Origin of the sequence: Streptomyces sp. NPDC048416, assembly GCF_043200435.1 — a bacterium.
GTDB lineage: Bacteria > Actinomycetota > Actinomycetes > Streptomycetales > Streptomycetaceae > Streptomyces.
In genome coordinates this window covers 241,670-261,567 of the sequence record NZ_JBICXU010000008.1, presented here as the reverse complement: position 1 = coordinate 261,567, position 19,898 = coordinate 241,670, and the positions used below count along the sequence as shown (strand labels likewise).

The 19,898-nt window shown below is 72.4% G+C and carries 18 protein-coding genes; 2 read left to right on the top strand and 16 right to left on the bottom strand.

The genetic code is table 11. From position 1 onward, the window contains the following. Nucleotides 1-93 precede the first annotated feature (93 nt). The 9 genes from ACGFW5_RS14065 to infC all read right to left on the bottom strand — a co-directional run bounded on the left by ACGFW5_RS14065 (nt 94) and on the right by infC (nt 9,894). Nucleotides 94-630, bottom strand: coding sequence for an NUDIX domain-containing protein (locus ACGFW5_RS14065; RefSeq protein ID WP_393834454.1), 537 nt, complete (start codon nt 628-630; stop codon nt 94-96). A 51-nt stretch (nt 631-681) separates the two neighbouring features. Then, nucleotides 682-2,022 carry a transcriptional regulator gene (locus tag ACGFW5_RS14060; protein ID WP_393834453.1) on the bottom strand — a complete coding sequence of 447 codons (1,341 nt, stop codon included), beginning with the start codon at nt 2,020-2,022 and terminating at the stop codon, nt 682-684. Nucleotides 2,023-2,354: 332 nt separating this feature from the next. Continuing rightward, entirely contained in the window at nt 2,355-4,883 is a 2,529-nt protein-coding gene (gene pheT, locus ACGFW5_RS14055) for a phenylalanine--tRNA ligase subunit beta (protein WP_393834452.1), read from the bottom strand. Continuing rightward, a complete protein-coding gene (pheS, locus tag ACGFW5_RS14050; RefSeq protein ID WP_393834451.1) occupies nt 4,883-6,004 on the bottom strand; it encodes a phenylalanine--tRNA ligase subunit alpha in 1,122 nt (373 codons plus the stop codon). Before pheS ends, pheT begins: the two co-directional genes overlap by 1 nt. A 166-nt stretch (nt 6,005-6,170) precedes the next feature. After that, nucleotides 6,171-7,283, bottom strand: a complete 1,113-nt coding sequence (locus tag ACGFW5_RS14045) for an ATP-binding protein (protein ID WP_393834450.1) — start codon at nt 7,281-7,283, stop codon at nt 6,171-6,173. 66 nt (nt 7,284-7,349) lie between these two features. Next, nucleotides 7,350-8,204: a TrmH family RNA methyltransferase gene (locus ACGFW5_RS14040; RefSeq protein ID WP_393834449.1), complete on the bottom strand. Its 855-nt coding sequence runs from the start codon at nt 8,202-8,204 to the stop codon at nt 7,350-7,352. A 234-nt stretch (nt 8,205-8,438) separates the two neighbouring features. After that, entirely contained in the window at nt 8,439-8,822 is a 384-nt protein-coding gene (rplT, locus tag ACGFW5_RS14035; protein ID WP_003970214.1) for a 50S ribosomal protein L20, read from the bottom strand. Between the two features lie 104 nt (nt 8,823-8,926). Further along, nucleotides 8,927-9,121, bottom strand: coding sequence for a 50S ribosomal protein L35 (rpmI, locus tag ACGFW5_RS14030; protein ID WP_053723558.1), 195 nt, complete (start codon nt 9,119-9,121; stop codon nt 8,927-8,929). Nucleotides 9,122-9,225: 104 nt separating this feature from the next. Beyond that, the gene (gene infC, locus ACGFW5_RS14025; protein WP_393834465.1) at nt 9,226-9,894 is read right to left on the bottom strand and encodes a translation initiation factor IF-3; all 669 of its coding nucleotides are present in this window, start codon (nt 9,892-9,894) and stop codon (nt 9,226-9,228) included. Nucleotides 9,895-10,267: 373 nt separating this feature from the next. Between infC and ACGFW5_RS14020 the strand changes: the two genes are divergently transcribed. After that, nucleotides 10,268-10,627 carry a DUF1844 domain-containing protein gene (locus tag ACGFW5_RS14020; RefSeq protein WP_393834448.1) on the top strand — a complete coding sequence of 120 codons (360 nt, stop codon included), beginning with the start codon at nt 10,268-10,270 and terminating at the stop codon, nt 10,625-10,627. Nucleotides 10,628-10,665: 38 nt separating this feature from the next. Here the strand turns inward: ACGFW5_RS14020 and ACGFW5_RS14015 are convergent, their stop codons facing one another. Genes ACGFW5_RS14015 through ACGFW5_RS14005 form a run of 3 tightly spaced genes read right to left on the bottom strand, consistent with a single transcriptional unit; the run spans nt 10,666 to nt 13,994 of the window. After that, nucleotides 10,666-11,394 carry an SseB family protein gene (locus ACGFW5_RS14015; protein ID WP_393834447.1) on the bottom strand — a complete coding sequence of 243 codons (729 nt, stop codon included), beginning with the start codon at nt 11,392-11,394 and terminating at the stop codon, nt 10,666-10,668. 54 nt (nt 11,395-11,448) lie between these two features. Further along, on the bottom strand, nt 11,449-12,909 hold the full coding sequence (gene mycP / locus ACGFW5_RS14010; protein WP_393834446.1) for a type VII secretion-associated serine protease mycosin: 1,461 nt from the start codon (nt 12,907-12,909) through the stop codon (nt 11,449-11,451). Next, complete coding sequence (locus ACGFW5_RS14005; protein WP_393834445.1) at nt 12,906-13,994, bottom strand: hypothetical protein; 1,089 nt, start codon at nt 13,992-13,994, stop codon at nt 12,906-12,908. Before ACGFW5_RS14005 ends, mycP begins: the two co-directional genes overlap by 4 nt. Nucleotides 13,995-14,154: 160 nt before the next feature. Between ACGFW5_RS14005 and ACGFW5_RS14000 the strand changes: the two genes are divergently transcribed. Continuing rightward, on the top strand, nt 14,155-15,357 hold the full coding sequence (locus ACGFW5_RS14000) for an amino acid deaminase/aldolase (RefSeq protein WP_393834444.1): 1,203 nt from the start codon (nt 14,155-14,157) through the stop codon (nt 15,355-15,357). A gap of 36 nt (nt 15,358-15,393) precedes the next feature. Here the strand turns inward: ACGFW5_RS14000 and ACGFW5_RS13995 are convergent, their stop codons facing one another. The 4 genes from ACGFW5_RS13995 to ACGFW5_RS13980 all read right to left on the bottom strand — a co-directional run bounded on the left by ACGFW5_RS13995 (nt 15,394) and on the right by ACGFW5_RS13980 (nt 19,894). After that, the gene (locus ACGFW5_RS13995; protein ID WP_393834443.1) at nt 15,394-16,308 is read right to left on the bottom strand and encodes a DUF2510 domain-containing protein; all 915 of its coding nucleotides are present in this window, start codon (nt 16,306-16,308) and stop codon (nt 15,394-15,396) included. 22 nt (nt 16,309-16,330) lie between these two features. Continuing rightward, nucleotides 16,331-17,617, bottom strand: a complete 1,287-nt coding sequence (locus ACGFW5_RS13990; protein WP_393834442.1) for a haloacid dehalogenase-like hydrolase — start codon at nt 17,615-17,617, stop codon at nt 16,331-16,333. Nucleotides 17,618-17,734: 117 nt separating this feature from the next. Then, the gene (locus ACGFW5_RS13985; protein WP_393834441.1) at nt 17,735-18,517 is read right to left on the bottom strand and encodes a 3-oxoacyl-ACP reductase; all 783 of its coding nucleotides are present in this window, start codon (nt 18,515-18,517) and stop codon (nt 17,735-17,737) included. Nucleotides 18,518-18,523: 6 nt separating this feature from the next. Beyond that, complete coding sequence (locus ACGFW5_RS13980) at nt 18,524-19,894, bottom strand: aldehyde dehydrogenase family protein (RefSeq protein WP_393834440.1); 1,371 nt, start codon at nt 19,892-19,894, stop codon at nt 18,524-18,526. Nucleotides 19,895-19,898 lie beyond the last annotated feature (4 nt).

Here is a 19,898-nt window from a genome sequence, read left to right as displayed (position 1 = left end):
GCGGAGCTATCGGGGCGTTTCGGCAACGCCGCGAGGTGCCGTGCCAGGCGCCGCACCCCCGGCCATGATCCACCAGACACCCCCTAGGGGGTGTCAGCCGTCGCCCAGCCGCAGATGGTGCAGGAGCAGAAGTCCGGCCGCCATGTTGGCGGCCGGCACCTCCCCGCGGGCGACCATGTCGGGCACCAGCTTGAGCGGTATCCACTCGCGGCGCGAGGACTCGAAGTCGTCCTCGGGGTGGCCGATGTACTCGGCCGACTCGGACCAGAACAGATGGTGCCGGGCGTCGATGAGCCCGTTGGCGGGCTCGACGGTGAGCAGGGGCTTGAGCGGCCCGGGCCGCCAGCCGGTCTCCTCCTCCATCTCGCGGGCCGCGGCGGCGGCGATGTCCTCGCCGTCCTCGACGACTCCGGCGGCCAGTTCCCAGCCCCAGCTGTCGGTGATGAAGCGGTGCCGCCACAGCAGCAGCACCTCGTTGGCCGCGTTGACGACGGTGGCCACGGCGACTGGCCGCAGCCTGATCAGGAAGTGGTCCAGGTGCCGCCCGTCCGGAAGCGCTACGTCCGCCAGGTTGACCCGAAACCAGCGATTCTCATACACAGTTTGTTCGCTTAGATTCGTCCACTGCACGTTTCTGCCACCTTCCGACAAGTAGGTGGCAATATCGCAGCAGGCTGACGGTCAGAGGGGAACGCGGAGCGCCCCGTCGATCAGCTCGGCGGCCTCCTCCGCGCCGGCGCAGCCGCTCGCCACCAGGTGCTCCCGCACCAGACGCAGCCGGTCACGCAGTCGCTGCGACTCCATGCCCCGGGCCCGCTTCGCCATCTCGACCGCGGTGGCCACGGCCCGGTCGGCCTCACCCTGCCGCAGCTCGATCTGCGCGAGCATCGCGAGGCGGTGCACCCGGCCCCGGTCGTGGGAGGGTTCACCGGCCGCGAGCGCGGCCTGTTCGCGCGCGGCCGCCAGGTCGCCGAGGCTGAGCAGGGCCTCCGCCACCTGGACGTTGACGAGGCCGGGCTGCACATAGCCGGTCTCGGCCGGCTCCTGCCCCGGTCTGATCCGCCCGGCCGCCGTCTCCGCGCTCCTGATGGAGGACAGCGCGCTGTGGCCGTCCCCCAGATGTGCGTACGCCTTGGCCTGCATGGCGTGCAGATCGGATGCCAGGGCGGGGCTCAGCTGCCCGCCCGCCGCGCGCAGCGCCGCCTCGGCGAACGCGACGGACTGGCGGTAGTCGCGCATGAACAGCGACTGGTTGACGAGGAGCGCGATGACGTACGCCCCAAGTCCCCTGTCCCCGCTGGCCTTGGCGAGCCGCAGCGCCTGGTGGAAGTAACGCTGGGCCAGGCCCTGGGCGTTGGAGTCGTACGCACAGATACCGGCGATGGCCACCAACCCGCCGGTGGCGCGATGGAGTTGACGCCCCGTCGCATGCGGATAGCCGCCGCGCAGCAGCGGGGCGGTCTCGGCGTTGAGGAAGCCCACGATGCGGGAGCGGGTTGCGATACCGCCCGCCTTGCGGTACATCAGCTCGTAGTGCTCGCGCGCCGACCGCAGCATGTCGATGTCGGACTCCCCCACCGCGGTGGGCCCCTCGCGAGACACATCGGTGTCCTCGGGCGGGTTCTCCCACTCCCATACGGGCATCACGGCCGGGGTGCCGGTGACGGCCGGGGCGTCGAGTATGTGGGTGCGCTGCTGTTCGTCCGAGCGCCATAGGGCGGTGGCCCGCTCGACGAAGCCGGCGAGCGGCGATCCGTGCGCAAGGACCGGCTCACCCGGCACACCGAGGCCGATGTCGTCGAGGGTGACCCGGCGGCGCAACCGGCCGGCCAGCACCTCGCACAGCAGGTCGGGCACCTGACCGCGTGGCCGCTGGCCCTTCAACCACCGGGCCACCGCGGTGTGTTCGTAGCGGAGCGCGAGGCCTCGGGCCCGCCCCGCCTGGTTCACCCGGGCCGCGAGCCCGGCGTGTGAGATCCCCGCCTCGTCCACCAGGGCGTCGAGCAGGGTATTGGGCTGCATGGGGCCCTCCGTTGGCTCGGTGCAGCCAGCGTAATGGAGTTGGTTCACACGGGGTGTGAAGCGAGTACCCGCACTGGTGCGCCGCGCTCTCTGCCCACGGGCGCCCGGAGCCGGTTGACTCTGAAGCCGCCTCTCCTTGAGGCGACCGGGCCGCCGGCTCCCCCTCGAACAGTGCGGCGGCCCGTCCCTGGCGCCGTCCGTCCTGTCCGCGCTGCCCGGCACTCCCGGCAGGGCGGCGGCGCCCCACCCCGGCCCGGGAGACGGCTCGTCACGGACGGCGAGAGGGGCGCACCGGGATTCCCGGTGCGCCCCTCTCGGCGTTCTCCCGCGTGCTACGCCCCGCGCAGCACCGCGCCGGTGAGCTCGGCCGCGTGGGCCACCGCCGCGTCGCGGGCGGCCGAGGCCTCCTCGACGGTCAGGGTGCGGTCGGCGGCGCGGAACCGCAGCGCGTAGGCCAGCGACTTCTTGCCCTCGCCGGTCTGCTCGCCGCTGTAGACGTCGAACAGGCGGATGGATTCGAGGAGTTCACCGGCGCCGATGCGCAGCGCGTTCTCCACCGCGGCGGCCGGGACCCGGCCGTCGACGACGAGCGCCACGTCCTGGGTCGCCACCGGGAAGGTGGAGATCGACGGTGCCTGCACGACGCCTTCGGCCGCCCGCTCAAGGACGTCGAGGTTCAGCTCCATCGCACAACTGCGGGCCGGAAGGCCGAACGCCTTGACGACGCGCGGGTGCAGCTCACCGGCGTGCCCGACGAGGGTCTTCACACCCTCGGGGAACACATACAGCTCGGCGCAGCGGCCCGGGTGCCAAGGGCCGTACTGGCCCTGGTCCACGGCGAGTTCGAGCCCCGCCTCGCGGGCCACCGCACGCGCGGCCTCGACGGCGTCGGCCCAGTGTGCCGGGCGGCCCCTGCCCCACCAGCCGGCCTGCTCGCGCGCACCGGCGAGTACGGCGCCCACGTGGCGCGGCTGCACGGGCAGCACGGCGTCGAGCGCGGCGATCTCCTCGTCGGTGGGGCGTCGGTCGACGGGCAGCCGGGCGGCGACGCCCGGATTCGGCGACGGGTGGAAGACCAGGCCCGTCTCGAACAGCGCCAGATCGTGGCTGCCGCGGCCGTGGTTGCGGCGCAGCGTGGCGAGCAGGCCCGGCAGGAGCGTGGTGCGCAGCGCCGGCTCCTCGTCGCTGAGCGGGTTGACCAGCTTCACGACGGCGCGGTTGGCATCCTGCGCGTCGAGGCCCAGCTGGTCGAAGACCGACTCGGCGACGAACGGATAGCTCGGCGCCTCGGTGAACCCGGCACCTGCGAGCGCGCGGCCGACCCTGCGGTGCAGTCGCTGACGCTCCGTCAGGCCCCGTCCTGCGGGCGGCTTGGGTAGCGTGGAGGGCAGGTTGGCGTAGCCCTCCAGGCGGATGACCTCTTCGGCCAGGTCGTTCGGCTCGGTGAGGTCGGGGCGCCAGGACGGCACGGTCACGACGAGCTCGTCCTGCCCGTACGCGTCGCAGCCGACCTCCTGGAGGCGGCGTACGACGGTCTCGCGGCCGTACGTGATGCCCGCCACGCGGTCCGGGTGGTCCGCGTGCATGGCGATGGTGCGCGGCGCGGACGGCGAGACGATCTCGGTGACGCCGGCCTCGGCGGTGCCGCCCGCGAGCAGCACGAGCAGGTCGACGGTCCGCTGGGCGGCGGCCGACGCGGCCTGCGGGTCGACGCCGCGCTCGAAGCGCTTGGACGCCTCGGAGATCAGCTTGTGGCGGCGCGCGGTGCGGGCGATGGCGACCGCGTCGAAGTGCGCGGCCTCGATGACGACCTCGGTGGTGCCCTTGACCTCGCCGGTCTCGGGATCCGTGACGGAGTCGGCGATCTCGGTGTTGGCCCCGCCCATCACACCGGCCAGGCCGATGGGGCCCCGGCTGTCGGTGATGACGAGGTCGGCGGCGTCCAGCTTGCGCCGGGTGCCGTCGAGGGTGGTGAGCACTTCACCGGCCTCGGCGCGGCGCACCCCGATGGGCCCGTCGACCAGGGTGCGGTCGTAGGCGTGCAGCGGCTGGCCCAGCTCGATCATCACGTAGTTGGTGATGTCGACGGCGAGCGAGATCGGCCGCATCCCGGCCTTCTGGAGGCGGCGCTGCAACCAGATCGGGGAACGGGCCTCGGGGTCGAGACCGGTCACGGTCCGCGCGGTGAACCGGTCGCAGCCGATCGGGTCGGCGATCTTGACCTGGTAGCCGTAGGAGTTGGGCGCGGGCACGTCGAGCAGCGCCGGGTCGCGCAGCGGCAGGCCGTAGGCGATGGCGGTCTCGCGGGCGACGCCGCGCATCGAGAGGCAGTCGCCGCGGTTGGCGGTCACCGCGATGTCCAGGACCTCGTCGACAAGTTCGAGCAGCGCGATGGCGTCGGTGCCGACCTCGTGCTCCGGGGGCAGCACGATGATGCCGCCGGTGGTGTCCGGCCCCATGCCCAGCTCGTCGCCGGAGCAGATCATGCCGTGCGAGGTCCTGCCGTACGTCTTGCGCGCGGCGATCGCGAAGTCGCCGGGCAGCACCGCGCCGGGGAGCACCACGACGACCTTGTCGCCGACCGCGAAGTTGCGGGCGCCGCACACGATCTCCTGCGGCTCGCCGGTGCCGTTGGCCGGGCCGACGTCGACGGTGCAGAAGCGGATGGGCTTCTTGAAGCCCTCCAGCTCCTCGATGGTGAGGACCTTGCCGACGACGAGCGGGCCCTTGAGCCCGGCGCCGAGCTGTTCGACGGTCTCGACCTCAAGACCGGAGTCGACGAGCCTGGCCTGCACGTCGCGGCCGGTCTCGGTGGCGGGGAGGTCGACGTACTCCCGCAGCCAGGAAAGCGGGACCCGCATCAGATCTCCATCCCGAACGGCCGGGTGAACCGGACGTCACCCTCGACCATGTCTCGCATGTCTTCTACGTTGTGGCGGAACATCAGCATCCGTTCGATGCCGAAGCCGAAGGCGAATCCGCTGTACTTCTCGGGGTCCACGCCGCAGGCGGTCAGCACCTTCGGGTTGACCATGCCGCAGCCGCCGAGCTCGATCCAGCCCTCGGACGAGCAGGTGCGGCACGGGCGGTCCGGGTTGCCGACGGACGCGCCGCGGCACACGTAGCAGACCATGTCCATCTCGGCGGACGGCTCGGTGAACGGGAAGAAGTTCGGCCGCAGCCGCGTCTCCATGTCCTCGCCGAACAGCGCCTTGACCATGTGGTCGAGGGTGCCCTTGAGGTCGGCCATGGTCAGGCCCTCGTCGACGGCGAGCAGTTCGACCTGGTGGAAGACCGGGCTGTGCGTGGCGTCGAGCTCGTCGGTGCGGTAGACGCGGCCGGGGCAGATCACGTACACCGGCGGCTCGCGGTCGAGCATCGAGCGGATCTGCACGGGCGAGGTGTGCGTGCGCAGCACGACGCCCGAGTTCTTGGACTCGTCCTGGCTCTGCACGAAGAACGTGTCGTGCTCGGAGCGGGCCGGGTGGTCGGGGCCGATGTTGAGCGCGTCGAAGGTGAACCACTCGGCCTCGGCCTGCGGACCCTCGGCGACCTCGTAGCCCATGGCCACGAAGACGTCCTCGATGCGCTCCGACAGCGTGGTCAGCGGGTGGCGGGCGCCGGCCGGTACCCGGTCGTGCGGCAGGGTGACGTCCACCGCCTCCTCGACCAGGACCCGGGCGTCCCGCTCGTCCTCCAGCTCGGCCTGGCGGGCGGCCAGGGCCTTGTTCACGGCGCCGCGGGCCATGCCCACCAGCTTGCCGGCCGCGGCCTTGGCCTGCGGCGGCAGCGCGCCGATCTCGCGGTTGGCGAGCGAGAGGGGCGAGGTGCCCCCGGTGTGCGCGGTCTTCGCCTGGGCGAGCGCGTCGAGGTCGCCTGCGGCGGCGAAGGCGGCGAACGCCTCGTCCCGCATGCGCTCGATCTCTTCCGGTTTCAGCGCCTCGACCTCAACAGGGTCGTACGACTTGTTAGGTGCCGACATCTCTTCCCGTGCTTCCGATTGTCTCCCAGCAGACGCTGGGAGGTGCCCCCAGGCCGGGGGTCCCCGCGACCGCGATACCGCTACGGCGCGCGGACACAAACGCGCCAAAGGTCGAGTCTAACGGGGTCGTGGAATGCGAGTGCGCCCGTGGCGGCTCGGAGGCGGTCTACTGCAGGTACGCCGGAGCCGCGACGGGCAGAATAAATCGGAACTGGGCGCCGCCGCCGGGGCCTCGCCCGACCGTGATGGTGCCGCCGTGCGCTTCCACGATGCCCTTGACGATGTAGAGGCCGAGCCCGGTCCCGCCGCGCTTGCTCCCCCGCCAGAAGCGGGTGAAGACACGGCCCATCGACTCCTCGGGGATGCCGGGACCTTCGTCGCTCACGGTGACGGCCGTTCCCTTCTCGTCGTGCTCGTCGATGCGGACAGGCGCGGGCGCCACCTCAATGGTGACGGTTCCCTCGCCGTGACGCACCGCGTTTTCCAGCAGGTTGCCGAGCACCTGGTCGATCTTGTCCGGGTCCGCCCACAGATCGGGCAGCGGCCGCTGGACGCGGACCAGGAAGCGGTCCGGGGTCTGCCCCGAGGCGACGCGTGCCTGGAGGTGGCGGCCGACGGCGGCCGGCACGTCGACGGGCTGGCGGCGCACTTCGAGACGGCCCGAGTCGATGCGGGAGATGTCGAGGAGTTCGGCGATGAGCCGGGTGACGCGGTTGGCGTCGGCGTCGACCGTCTCCAGCATCAGCCGCTTCTGGTCGTCCGTGAACCGCTCCCACTTGGCGAGCAGCGTGGCGGTGAAGCCCTTCACGGAGGTCAGCGGGGAGCGCAGCTCGTGCGCGACGGTGGCGATGAGCTCGGCGTGCGAACGCTCGGTACGCCGCCTCGCCTCGGTGGAGCGCAGGCTGACCACGACCCGGCGCACGGGCCCGGTCGGGCGTTCGCGCACGTAACGCGCGGAGACCAGCACTTCGCGGCCGCCGGGCAGCAGCAGGTTGCGCTCGGGCTGCCCGACGCGGATGGCGAGGCCCCCGTACGGATCGGTGAGCTGCCACCAGCGGCGGCCCTTGAGGTCTTCCAGCGGCAGTGCCCGCTCCAGCGGGAAGCCGAGCGCCTCGTGCTTCGGGACCGCCGTGATCCTGACCGCGGCGGCGTTGAAACAGACGACCCGGCCCGTGTCGTCGGCGACCACGATGCCGTCGGGCAGGTCGTCGGGGTCGAAGCCGAGGACATCAGGACGGCCGGACGAGCACAGCGCGGTGCTGTTGCCGATGCTGCTCATGCCGACAGCCATCCCCCTGTCCCACCTCTTCGAAGCGCTGAATGGGCCCCGGAGCCCGCAACACTACTAGGAGGAGGTCACGGAGCGGCACCCTGCCGCAGCACGCTGCGCACGAGCGGAGGCATAGAGGCACACGGCGGCGGCCGTCGCGAGGTTGAGGCTTTCGGCCTTGCCGTGGATGGGCACGCGCACCACCGCGTCCGCGAGCGCGCGGGTCTCCTGTGGCAGGCCCCACGCCTCGTTGCCGAAGATCCACGCGGTGGGGCCGCCCATGGTCCCCGCGTCCAGCTCGGCGTCGAGGTCGTCCTGTCCGGCGCCGTCGGCCGCCAGGATGCGTACGCCCGCGTCGCGAAGCCCCTGGACCGCCTGCTCCACGGGAATACCCACGGCGACCGGCAGGTGGAAGAGCGAACCGACCGACGCGCGCACGGACTTGGGGTTGTACAGGTCGACGGAAGCGTCGGTGAGAACAACCGCGTCGGCGCCCGCGGCGTCCGCGCAGCGCAGTACGGTGCCGGCGTTCCCCGGGTCACGCACGTGGGCGAGCACGGCGACCAGCCTGGGCTTCGCCTTGAGGATGTCCTCGAACGGCGAGTCGAGGAACCGGCAGACACCGACCAGGCCCTGCGGGGTGACGGTCTGGGAGACCTCGGCGAGCACGTCGTCGTCGGCGTAGTGGACCCGGGCGCCGGCGTCCAGCGCCGCGGCCACGATGTCGGCGTAGCGCTCGGCGGCCTCGACGGTGGTGAACAGCTCGACCAGAGTGGGCTCGCCGTCACTGCGGTGCTCGACGGCCTCGCGGACGGCCTGCGGCCCCTCGGCGATGAACCGGCGCTCCTTGCCCCGGAAGGTGCGCCGGGCCAGCCGTCGGGCGGCGGCGACGCGGGGGGAACGCGGGGAGATCAGCTCGGGGGTGGGCATGTACTCGCGGTCTCTCTACGAAGGGGGACGGGGACGGCCCCGCGTGGTCGCGGGACGGTGCCGAGGTGCGGCTCCGCCGAGTGGGCGCGGGGCGGCGCCGAGGTGCGGCTCCGCCGCGTGGGCGCGACCCGCCACGCACAACCCGCGGACAGAAGCGGGTCCCGGGGCCGGAACGCACGGACCCGCAGGCCAACGGCCTGCGGGTCCGGTCCGGCTCAACAAGCCGTCAGGCGCTTACGCGGCCTTCGGGGCGTTGACGTCGCTCGGGAGGGCCTTCTGGGCCACCTCGACGAGCGCGGCGAACGCGTTGGCGTCGTTGACCGCGAGCTCGGCCAGGATCTTGCGGTCCACCTCGATGTTGGCGGCCTTCAGACCCTGGATGAGGCGGTTGTACGTCATGCCGTTCTGGCGGGCAGCGGCGTTGATGCGCTGGATCCACAGCTGACGGAAGTCGCCCTTGCGCTTCTTGCGGTCGTTGTAGTTGTAGACCAGCGAGTGGGTGACCTGCTCCTTGGCCTTGCGGTACAGGCGCGAACGCTGACCGCGGTAGCCGGAGGCCGCCTCGAGGATTGCCCGGCGCTTCTTGTGGGCGTTGACTGCCCGCTTGACGCGTGCCACTTGTTAACTCCTTGTAGCGGGGCCGTGGTTGGACTCACACGACCCGAAATCGAATAGGTCCCGGTCTCGACGTTCCGCCTCCGGCGAGCGGAGGCGGAGGAACGTCACTTGCCGAGAAGCTTCTTGACCTTCTTGGCGTCGGCCGGAGCCAGAACGACCGTGCCCGTCAGCGAGCGGGTCTTCTTGGACGACTTGTGCTCGAGCAGGTGGCGCTTGCCGGCACGCTCACGGAGCACCTTGCCGGAGCCGGTGATCTTGAAGCGCTTGCTGGCACCGCTGTGCGACTTGTTCTTCGGCATAGCGCCGTTATCTCCTCGTCAGTGGCGCTCCCAGCCGGTCCGGGGACCGGCGCTCGGGAGCGTCATATGTGTCGGTTTGATGTCCGGAACGGGCTGTCCCGGAATCAGGCCTCGGCGGGGTGTTCCTCGGCCACTGCCTCGGCGGCGGGCGCCTCGGCGGCCGGCTCGTCCTCGACGGACTCGTCGGCCTGAGTGGTCTGACCCTGGCGCTCCGCCTTGCGGGCCGCCTGGGCCTCGCGGGCTTCGGCCATCGCCTCGGTCTTCTTCTTGTGCGGACCGAGAACCATGATCATGTTTCGGCCGTCCTGCTTCGGGCTGGACTCGACGAAGCCGAGCTCCTCCACGTCCGAAGCGAGGCGCTGGAGCAGTCGGTAGCCGAGCTCCGGCCTGGACTGCTCACGACCACGGAACATGATCGTGATCTTGACCTTGTCGCCCTGCTTGAGGAACCGAACGACGTGACCCTTCTTGGTGTCATAGTCGTGCGGGTCGATCTTCGGCCGGAGCTTCATCTCCTTGATGACCGTGTGCGCCTGGTTCTTGCGCGCCTCACGGGCCTTCATGGCCGACTCGTACTTGAACTTCCCGTAGTCCATGAGCTTGCACACGGGCGGACGGGCGGTCGCCGCGACCTCGACCAGGTCGAGGTCGTACTCCTGGGCGAGCTCCAGGGCCTTGGCAAGCGGAACAATTCCGACCTGCTCGCCGCTGGGGCCGACAAGTCGGACCTCGGGGACGCGAATCCGGTCGTTGATGCGGGGCTCGGCGCTGATGGATCCTCCTCAGTAGCACCACACGACTGTCTGGGGGACAGCCGCGTATGTCTCCAATGACATGACCGGCCACCGCGAGGCACAAAAAATGCCCCGGGACGGACACAGGCGGGGCTCCAAGAAACCGGAGCACCGCCGCGGGTCCACCGCGGGGCGCACATCGGGCGGCTCCATCGTCCGTACGGAACGATGGGGGCCACCTGACCGGATGACCCGCCTCCCGTGAGGGTGGCCGGGTGGGAGATCGGAGCCTCCACTTGTGGGCCGGGCACACGTGCCTGGCCGGTCGTTACACAAGGTTAGCAGCAACCGGACGGGGCGGCGAATCGTGTGGGCGGCATGCGGCACCGCGCACACCGCATATCGTGTGGGCATGAGTGAGACGCCCCCCCAAGACACCGCCGACTTCGACACCATGGCCCGCGACATCGCGGAGGTCCCGGCGGTCGAGGTGATCGTGACGGTCGCCGTGAACCTGATGAGCGCCGCCGCCGTGAAGCTCGGCCTGACCGAGGAAGGCGAGTCGCACAAGGACCTCGACGAGGCCCGCAAGCTGGTGCACGCCCTGGCCGGCCTGCTCGACGCCGGGGCCACCGAGATCTCGTCCTTCCACGCCGCCCCGCTGCGCGACGGCCTCAAGTCGCTCCAGCTGGCGTTCCGCGAGGCGTCCATCGTGCCGGACGCGCCGGGCCAGGGGCCGGGTGAGAAGTACACGGGCGCCGTCTTCGGCTGAGCCCTCCTCCACGACGCGCGCACGGGCCGTTCCTCACCTCACCGGGTGAAGAGCGGCCCGTTCGGCTGGGGGGCTCCGGACGGCAGGACGGCCAGGTCGAGGCCGCGTACCAGCCGGGCCCGCAAAGTCTCGTCGGCGGCGATCAGCTCGGCCACCCGGCGCCCGGCGTCGGCAGGCACCGCGCCGTCGGCGAGGACGAGCGCGAGTGTGCCGTCCGCGCTGCCGGGGCCGAGGTGGGCGCGCAGCACCTCGGGAACGGCGGCCACCGCCGAGCGCACCGCCTCGATCACGGCGGGGTCCTGGAGCGGGTCCGTGCTGCTGCGGCCCTCGGCGAGGGCGAGCAGGGCCGCGCCCTTCAGTTCGTACGCCACCGGGCCCGCGAGGTCGATGACCACGGTGTCCGCCTTCTCGTGCACGGCCGCCGCCAGCGCCTGGTGCAGCGGCACCGCGACCGGCCGGGCCGCCGGGTCCCACAGGGCGAGGGACGCGATGGAGGTGAACGCGGGCAACGCCGTGCGCTCGCCCGCCTTCAGGGTGGGCACGGCCATGTCGCTGGTCTTCTCGCGCTTGAGGCCGTTGTCGTCGATCTCGCTCTCGCCCAGCATCGCGACCACAGGGACCAGCAGCCGCGCCGTGCGCAGCGCGGCGAGCACCCGTGGCTCGGCCGATCTGTCCATCGCCCAGGCGGCCAGCGCCTCGGTCAGTTCGGGAGCGGCAGTGCCGTCGTCGTCGGAGAAGCCGGAATCCGGAATGTTCTTGAGCGCCACGTCACGAGCCTAGCCGGGCCCTCGCGCCGGCCCGTCACGGCCTCCGCGGCAGCTTCACAGCCACTCGCGCGGCGTCCTGACCCGGGTGGAGCGCCACAGCACCACTCCGGCGGCGAGCAGCAGGACACCGCCGCCCGCCGAGAGCGGGGCCAGCCAGTTCGCCGGGTCGTCGGACGGGGTGGGTGCATCGGGGCCGCCGCCGAAGTAGGTCTTGCCGTACTGCGCGGACTCGGACCTCAGGGGGGCAGCCTTGAGACCGGCGGCGGCGGTGAGCGCGGCGGCCGGGTCGATCATGCCGTAGCCGCGGGCGTCGTCGCGGCCGCCCTGGGGGGCGTCGCGTGCGGTGTCCTGGAGGAGCTTCTTGATCTGCGCCGGGGTGAGGCCGGGGTCGGCGGAGCGCAGCAGGGCGACGGCTCCGGACACGAACGCGGAGGCGGCGCTCGTGCCCCAGCCCTCGTAGTACTTGCGGTCCGGGTCGGCTATGACGACGTCCACGCCGGGGGCGCTGACGGTGGCGTACCAGCGGCGGGTGGAGAAGGAGGCGTGGGTGCCGTTCTTGTCGACGGCGGCGACCGCGATGACGCCGGGGTAGGCGGCCGGGTAGGAGATGTGGTCGCCCTGGGCGCCTCCGTTGCCCGCGGAGGCCACGACGACGGCGCCCTTGCCGAGCGCGTACTGGATCGCGGCGTCCTCGGCGGCTTCGGGGTGGGCGGAGGCGCTGTCGTCGCCGAGCGAGAGGTTGATGACGTCGGCGCCGTTGTCGGCGGCCCAGCGGATGCCCTCGGCCAGCGCGCCGCCCTTGGTCTCGCGGGCCTGTGCGCGGGCGGGGTCGGTGGATTCCAGGATGACCCGGACCGGCAGGATCTTGGCTTCGGGCGCGATGCCGAGGACGCCGGAGCGGTCCTCCGCGCCGTGTCCGTGGCCCGCGATGATGCCGGCCATGGCGGTGCCGTGCCGGGCCCAGTCGCGGCTTCCCTGGCCGGCTCCGAAGCCGACCAGGTCGTTGCCCGGCAGCACCTGTCCTGCGAGGTCGGGGTGGCTCGCGTCGACGCCGGTGTCCAGGACCGCGACGGTGATGCCCTTGCCCTTGGACGTGCGCCATGCCTCTTGGGTGTGCATGGCGGTCAGTTCCCACTGACGGTCGCGTATGCCGTCGGCGTGGGCGGGCGCGGCGCAGAGCAGCAGGGTGAGTGCGGCGGTCGCGGCGAGTGCGCCCGCGCGGCGCACGGGGCCGGACGACGACGCGGTGGTCACGGCCGGTTCGGTCCCGGACGGCCCGGTCACGGACGGCCCGGTCACGGACGGCCCGGTCACGGTGGGCTCGGTGGTCACGGCCGGTTCGGTCCCGGGCGGCCCGGTCACGGTGGGCTCGGTGGTCACGGCCGGTTCGGTCCCGGGCGGCCCGGTCGTGGTGGTCGCGGTCGTGGTGGGCCGGGTCATGGCGGGCACGGTCGTCGTGGGCTCGTTCGTCGTGGGCTCGATCGTCGTGGGCTCGTTCGTCGTGGGCTCGGTCACGGTGCGGGCTCCGGGCCTGCGGCGACCTTCTTGCGCAGGCCGCGTTCGACGGTGTCGGCGATGCCCTTGGCGTCGTGGCCGAGGCCCGCCTCGGCCACGGGACCGCTCGCCCCGTCGACCGTGGCCTCTTCGGCGGACTGCGGCGCGAGGACCGCACGGCCGTCGGCGAACCCGGAGACGGCGGTGACCACCACGGGGGCGTCGGTGAGGACCCGTACGGTCCAGCTCGCGCGCTGCTTGTCGCCGAACGACGCGGCGTCGCTGCCCTTGACGGCGTACGGGCGCGGCAGCAGATCGGTACGGTCGCCGAGCTTCTGGGTGCTGAACCGGTTCGCCAGGGCGGTCATCGCGGCGGGTTCGGCGCTGGTGAAGACCAGGCCGACGGTGGTCACGCTGCTGGCCGTCGCGTCGGTGTAGGTGGCGCGCAGCATGCGGGCGCAGCCGACCGGTTCGACGACCTTGAGGAGCAGCGGGTCGAGGGCGTCCGCGCAGTCGCCGTCCGGGGCGACCCCGATGCGGGTCCACTGGCGGTCTGCGCCGCCGGGTCCCGCGCCCGCGCCCCGGATGGTGCGGGGGAAGAGGGTGTCGACGGGCACGCTGTGCCACAGGTCGCGGGCTGCCGTGTAGGTGCTGCGGGCGGCCGGCCCGTCGGAGTCGTCGTCCAGCCAGGTCCCCGCCGCGGCCCCGCCGACGAGTCCGGCGCCCAGGACCACGCAGACCGCGGCCGCCGCGAGCCGCCCGGGCCGCCGGGCGGGGACCGGCCGCAGCGGGCCCGGCTCGTCGGACAGCGGTTCCGGGGGCAGCAGCGGCCTGGGCGGGACGGCCGGGAGCGGGGGTATCGCGGGAGGGCGGGGGCCCGAAACCGTGGGCGATATGCGGGTGTTCGGCAGCACCGGGCCCGGGTCGATCAGGTCGAGCGCGGAACGGAGCCGGTCGGCGGGGCCCTCGGGCGCGGGCGGCGGCGGGGCCGGCGCCGGGGCGGCGGCGGGCTCGGGTCGCTGTGCGGGCGAGGGGAGTTGAGGGGTGCGCTGGGCGGGAGGCGGCAGGTGAGGGGTGCTGCGCGGGGGTCGTGCGTCGGTGGTCATCCGCCCCCCTCGTGCCCCTCGTGCCGTCCGGTCCAGCCCTCTTGCGCTCGGGCGTCACTCTACGGGCTGATCCTGTGCGGGCGCAGACCGGTCCGGGCGTCGCGGCATCCGCACCGGCCGACCCCTACCTTGTGGTAACCGGTTCTGGCAGGCTTCCGCCATGACACCCCGCGCCGCTGACCGCGCCCGGTACGACCGGGCGACCGCTCATCTTGACGCACCCGTGGCGATCGTCGATCTGGAGGCGTTCGACGCCAACGCCAAGGACATGCTTCGCCGGGCGTCGGGCAAGCCGATCCGGGTCGCAAGCAAGTCGGTGCGGTGCCGTGCGCTCCTTGAGCGGGTGCTGGCCAGGCCCGGCTTCGCGGGCGTCATGTCGTACACCTTGGCGGAGTCGGTGTGGCTGGCGCGGGCCGGCTTCGAGGACGTCCTGCTGGCCTATCCGTCCGCGGACCGGGCCTCCTTCGCCGAGCTGACTGCCGACCCCAAGCTGGCCCGTGCCATCACCGTGATGGTCGACGACCCGGCGCAGCTCGACCTCGTGGACCGGGCCCGTGAGGGCGAGGGCATGGAGGTGCGGGTCTGTCTTGAACTCGACACCTCGCTCCAGCTGTTCGGTGGCCGGGTACGGGTCGGCGCCCGGCGCTCCCCGCTGCGCACCCCCGCCCAACTGGCCGAACTGGCCCGCTCGGTGGCTCGGCGCCCGGGGTTCCGCCTGGTGGGTCTGATGGCGTACGAGGGTCATGTGGCCGGGGTCGGGGATGCGGTGGCGGGCAGTCCGCTGCGCTCGCGGGCGATCCGCCTGATGCAGGCCGCGGCACGCAGGGAACTGGCGGCGCGGCGGGCCGATGTGGTGCGTGCGGTGCAGGCCGTAGCGCCGGATCTGGAGTTCGTCAACGGCGGCGGCACGGGCAGCGTGCAGCACACGGCGGCCGAGGCTGCGGTGACCGAGATCGCGGCGGGTTCGGGGCTCTATGTGCCGCGGCTCTTCGACAACTACACGTCGTTCAGCGGGCGTCCGGCGGCGCTGTTCGCCCAGCCGGTGGTGCGCCGCCCGGGTGTCGGCGTGGTGACCGTGCTCGGCGGCGGCTATCCGGCCTCGGGTGCGCCCGGCGCGGACCGGCTGCCGGTGCCGTATCTGCCCGAGGGGCTGCGCTACGACCCGCAGGAGGGCGCGGGCGAGGTGCAGACACCGCTGCTCGGCTCCGCCGCGGACGATCTCCTGATCGGCGACAAGGTGTGGTTCCGGCACGCCAAGGCGGGCGAACTGTGCGAGCGCTTCGATGAGTTGCGGCTGGTGGAGGGCGACCGGGTGACGGCGACGGTGCCGACGTACCGGGGCGAGGGCCGTACGTTCCTTTAGGCCGCGCGGGTCGGCGGGGCCGGAGCCACTGCGGGGTCAGGGCGACGGCGGGGCCAGGCTCGTGCCGACGCCGCCGTTCTGTCCGCCGCCGATGGGCGCGATGCTCCGCGTGATGGTGTCCATGAGGGCGAGCGGCGGGCCGTCCGCGCCCGCGTCGAGGGCGAACCGTGCGATGACCATGGCCTGGCTGCCCACCGTCGAGGGAAAGGCAAGCGACTCGACGTAACCCCCGGGGCCCTTACCGGTCCTGACCTGCCAGCGCACCAGGTAGCCGGTGCGGCCGTCCACCACCACCGGCCCCGACTTCACCTCCTGGTGCGAGGTGATGCCGTTGTAGGGGTGGCCGCCGATGGGGTCGTGGTCGTAGGCGTCGGCGGCGGCGTCGGCGATGTCGTTCTTGGCGATGGCCTCGGCGGTCTTGAGGTCGGTCGCGGTGGCCGTCGCTGTGGTGACGCTGCCGTGGTGGCAGAACCCGGAGTCGCCCGGGCAGTCGTACGTGCCCTTCGTCGTCATGGTGACGAGCCCGGTCACCGGGTCGTCGGTCTTCTCCCAGCCGTCGGGGATCGTCAACGTGATCCCGTCGAGCTGGTCGACGAGGGTGTGCGGATCGGCGGAAGCCGGTGAACTCGCCTTGGTGGAGGGCGAGTTGACGGCCATCGGCACGGTGGGGCCCTTGTTCGCGTCGGCGGGGTGCGGATCGTCGTCGCCGTGGCCGACGACGAGGACGGCGCCCACGATCGCGGCCATCAGGACCACGGCGGCGGCGCCCGCCACCAGCGGGCCGCGCCGCCGTACGGGCGGCGCGGTGACCACGGTGACGGGCTCGGCCGGCCCGAAAGCCTGCCCGCCCTGCGCTCTGGTGTGGGCGGTCCAGGCGGCCCCGTCCCACCAGCGTTCGGTGCCGGGCACGCCCGGGTCCGGGTACCAGCCGGGCGGGGTCGTCATGGTCATGGCCCCACCCTAGAACCCGCGTTCAGCCGCCGTACACCGAGTCCCGCTGGTCGGGGACGACCGAGCCGTCGCCGCGCCGCACGGCGGCCGCAGTGCCGTCGCGCTCGGTGTAGCCGGTGGTGGCGCAGGGGTAGGGCGCCGCCTTCTGGCCCTTGGGCTCGATGAACATGGGGTTCACGATCCAGCGGCCGTCGCTGTCGTCGTACGCCCGGCACATCAGCTCGTTCTTGTTGCGGTTCAGGACGAGCCGCAGGCCGGTCGCGTCCCGCAGGAAGGAGACGTCGGTGTCGGAGTCGCCGGCCGCGAACACCTGTCGGCGGTTCGCGGGCTGGACCTTCTCGGCCGCGGCGCCCCGCACGCCGAAGATCTCCTGGTTGATCCAGCAGCGCTTGCCGTCGATGTAGGTGATCATCGAGTCGTCGCCGTCCTTGACCGAGCCGCAGCCCTTGAGGTGCGAGGTGGTGCGGCCGTGCTCGGTCGTGGAGCGGATGCCGATCGCATGGTCGGGCGCCACGCCGGCGCCGCGCGCCCACACGTCGACGACGGGCTCGGGCGATGCGGAGGTGATCCAGACGTCGAAGCCGGCCTTCTGGAGCGTACGGATCAGATCGCGCTGCTGGTCGTAGTAGCGCACCCACGCGGTGGCCTTGGTGTTGCTGCCGACCCTCTGGACGGCGTCGACGGGGGCCGACAGGTTCTCGGTGCGCGCCGCCGACGCGAAGGACGTGATCTGGGCCGGTGTCCAGCCGTGCAGGAGCTGGGCGAGCCAGGCGTACGAGGGCTCGGTGGTGCGCCGGTCGTACCCGGCGAACGCGGTGGTCCCGGCGCTGGTGGCGCCCTCGCCGTAGACCGCGAGGATTTCGTCGGCGCAGCGGGTGTCGGTGCCGGTGGGGAGCGTCTTGGAGGCGCCGGCGGGACACGCCGCGGTCAGCGCCTTCGCCGCGTCGGCGGTCAGATAACGGCTGGTGGTGCGCCAGTCGCCGCGCACCGGACGCTGGATCTTGGAGTTGCGCAGCAGCCAGTACATCGTGGCGTCGCCGACGTCGTTCTTGACGACGGTGTTGTCCCAGTCGAAGACGGCGACCGGCTTCTTGCCGTGCCGGGCCCCCGCCCCGCACCTGCCGTAGCTGTCGATCAGGTCCTGGATCCGGCCCTGGTTGTCCCCGAACCATCCGTCGGAAACCGTCAGTCGGGGGCAGTGCGATGCCGTGCGCGCCTCGGCGGGCTGGGCGGCGACGAGGCCGGCCGCGGCTACGGAGAGGGCCGCGGCGAGTACCGGGAGTCGGCGGGCGGCGGGGGATGTGGACACGCTGGGGGGCTCCTGTCGTCGGACGATCATCGCGGACGGTAGACAGCGCAGCCGGGCGTCGTGCGACGCCCGGCTGCCCTGTGCGTGGCCCCGAGGTGAACAACGGGGTGGTCAGGTTTAGAGGGGGGTGACGTACGCCCCCGCGATGCCGCCGTCGACCAGGAAGTCGGTGGCGTTGATGAACGAGGAGTCGTCGCTCGCGAGGAAGGCGACCGCGGCGGCGATCTCGTCGGCCTCCGCGAACCGGCCCGCCGGGATGTGCACAAGCCGGCGCGCGGCCCGCTCGGGGTCCTTGGCGAACAGCTCCTGGAGCAGTGGGGTGTTGACCGGGCCCGGGCACAGCGCGTTGACGCGGATGCCCTCGCGGGCGAACTGCACGCCGAGCTCGCGCGACATGGCGAGCACCCCGCCCTTGGAGGCGGTGTAGGAGATCTGCGAGGTCGCCGCGCCCATGACGGCCACGAACGAGGCGGTGTTGATGATGGAGCCGCGGCCCTGGCGCCGCATGTAGGGCAGGGCCGCCTTGCAGCACAGGTAGACGGAGGTCAGGTTGACCTCCTGCACACGGCGCCAGGCGTCGAGTCCTGTGGTGAGGATGGAATCGTCGTCGGGGGGCGAGATGCCCGCGTTGTTGAACGCGATGTCGACGCTGCCGTAGGTGTCGAAGGCGGTCTTGAACAGCGCCTCGACCTGCTCCTGGTCGGTGACGTCGACCTTCACGAAGGTGCCGCCGACGGCTTCGGCCGCGGCCTTTCCGGCCGTTTCGTCGATGTCGCCGCACACCACGTGGGCGCCCTCGGCGGCCAGGCGCCGGGCGGTCGCGAGGCCGATGCCGCTGCCGGCCCCGGTGATGACGGCGGTGCGGCCGGCCAGGCGGCGGCAGATGATGTCGTCGGTCATGAGTGCTCAGGCCTCCGTGCTGATGAAGACGTTCTTGGTCTCGGTGAAAGCGGTGAGGGCGTCGGGGCCGAGCTCGCGGCCGAGGCCGGACTGTTTGTAGCCGCCGAACGGGGTCGAATGGCGCACGCTGGAATGGGAGTTGACGGACAGGTTGCCCGCCGCCACGGCCCGTGAGACGCGCAGGGCGCGGCCGACGTCGCGGGTCCAGATCGACCCCGAGAGCCCGTAGTCGGTGGCGTTGGCGAGCCGCACCGCGTCCGCCTCGTCCTCGAAGGGAAGGACGACGGCGACCGGCCCGAACACCTCCTCGACGGCGGCGGGCGCGTCCGCCGCCAGGCCGGTCAGAACGGTCGGCGGGAACCAGAACCCGGCCCCCTCGGGCGCGCTGCCGCGCAGCGCGGGCGCGTCGTCGGCGACATACGACCTGACGCGGTCCAGCTGGACGCGCGAGATCAGCGGGCCCATCTGTGTCTTCTCGTCGGCCGGGTCGCCGACGACGATCCCTTCGATCGCGGGGCCGAGCAGGTCCATGAAGCGGTCGTACGCGGTGCGCTGGACCAGGATGCGGGTGCGGGCGCAGCAGTCCTGGCCTGCGTTGTCGAGGAAGGACATCGGGGTGGCGGCGGCCGCCGCCTCGATGTCGGCGTCGGCGAAGACGATGTTGGGGCTCTTGCCGCCGAGTTCGAGGGTCACCCGCTTCACGCGGTCGGCGCAGGCGGCCATGATCTGCTTGCCGACGCGGGTCGACCCGGTGAAGACGATCTTCGCGACGCCGGGGTGTTCGACCAGCGCGTTCCCCGCGACGGCGCCCGCGCCGGGCAGGACCTGGAAGAGGCCTTCGGGCAGCCCCGCCTCCAGGGCGAGGTCGGCCAGGCGCAGTGCGGTCAGCGGGGTCGTCTCGGCGGGTTTGAGGATCACCGCGTTGCCCGCGGCGAGCGCGGGCGCGGTGCCCCAGGCGGCGATCGGCATCGGGAAGTTCCAGGGGGCGATGACACCGATCACGCCGAGCGGTTCCAGCAGGGTGATGTCGAGGCCGCCCGCGACCGGGATCTGCCGGCCGCTCAGCCGCTCCACTCCCCCGGCCGAGAAGTCGAGCAGATCACGGACGTTGCCCGCCTCCCAGCGGGCGTTGCCGATGGTGTGTCCGGCCTCGCGCACCTCCAACTGGGCCAGTTCTTCGACGTGTTGGTCGACCACGGCCGCGAAGCGGCGAAGGAGGCGGGCCCGGTCGGCGGGGGCCGCGGCGGCCCAGTGGCGCTGGGCGGCCCTGGCCCGTACGACCGCGGCGTCCACGTCGGCGACGGTGGCGCCGGGGACGACCGCGATCACTTCCTCGGTGGCCGGGTCGAGCACCTGAAGCTCATGCGAAGCGGACACGTCG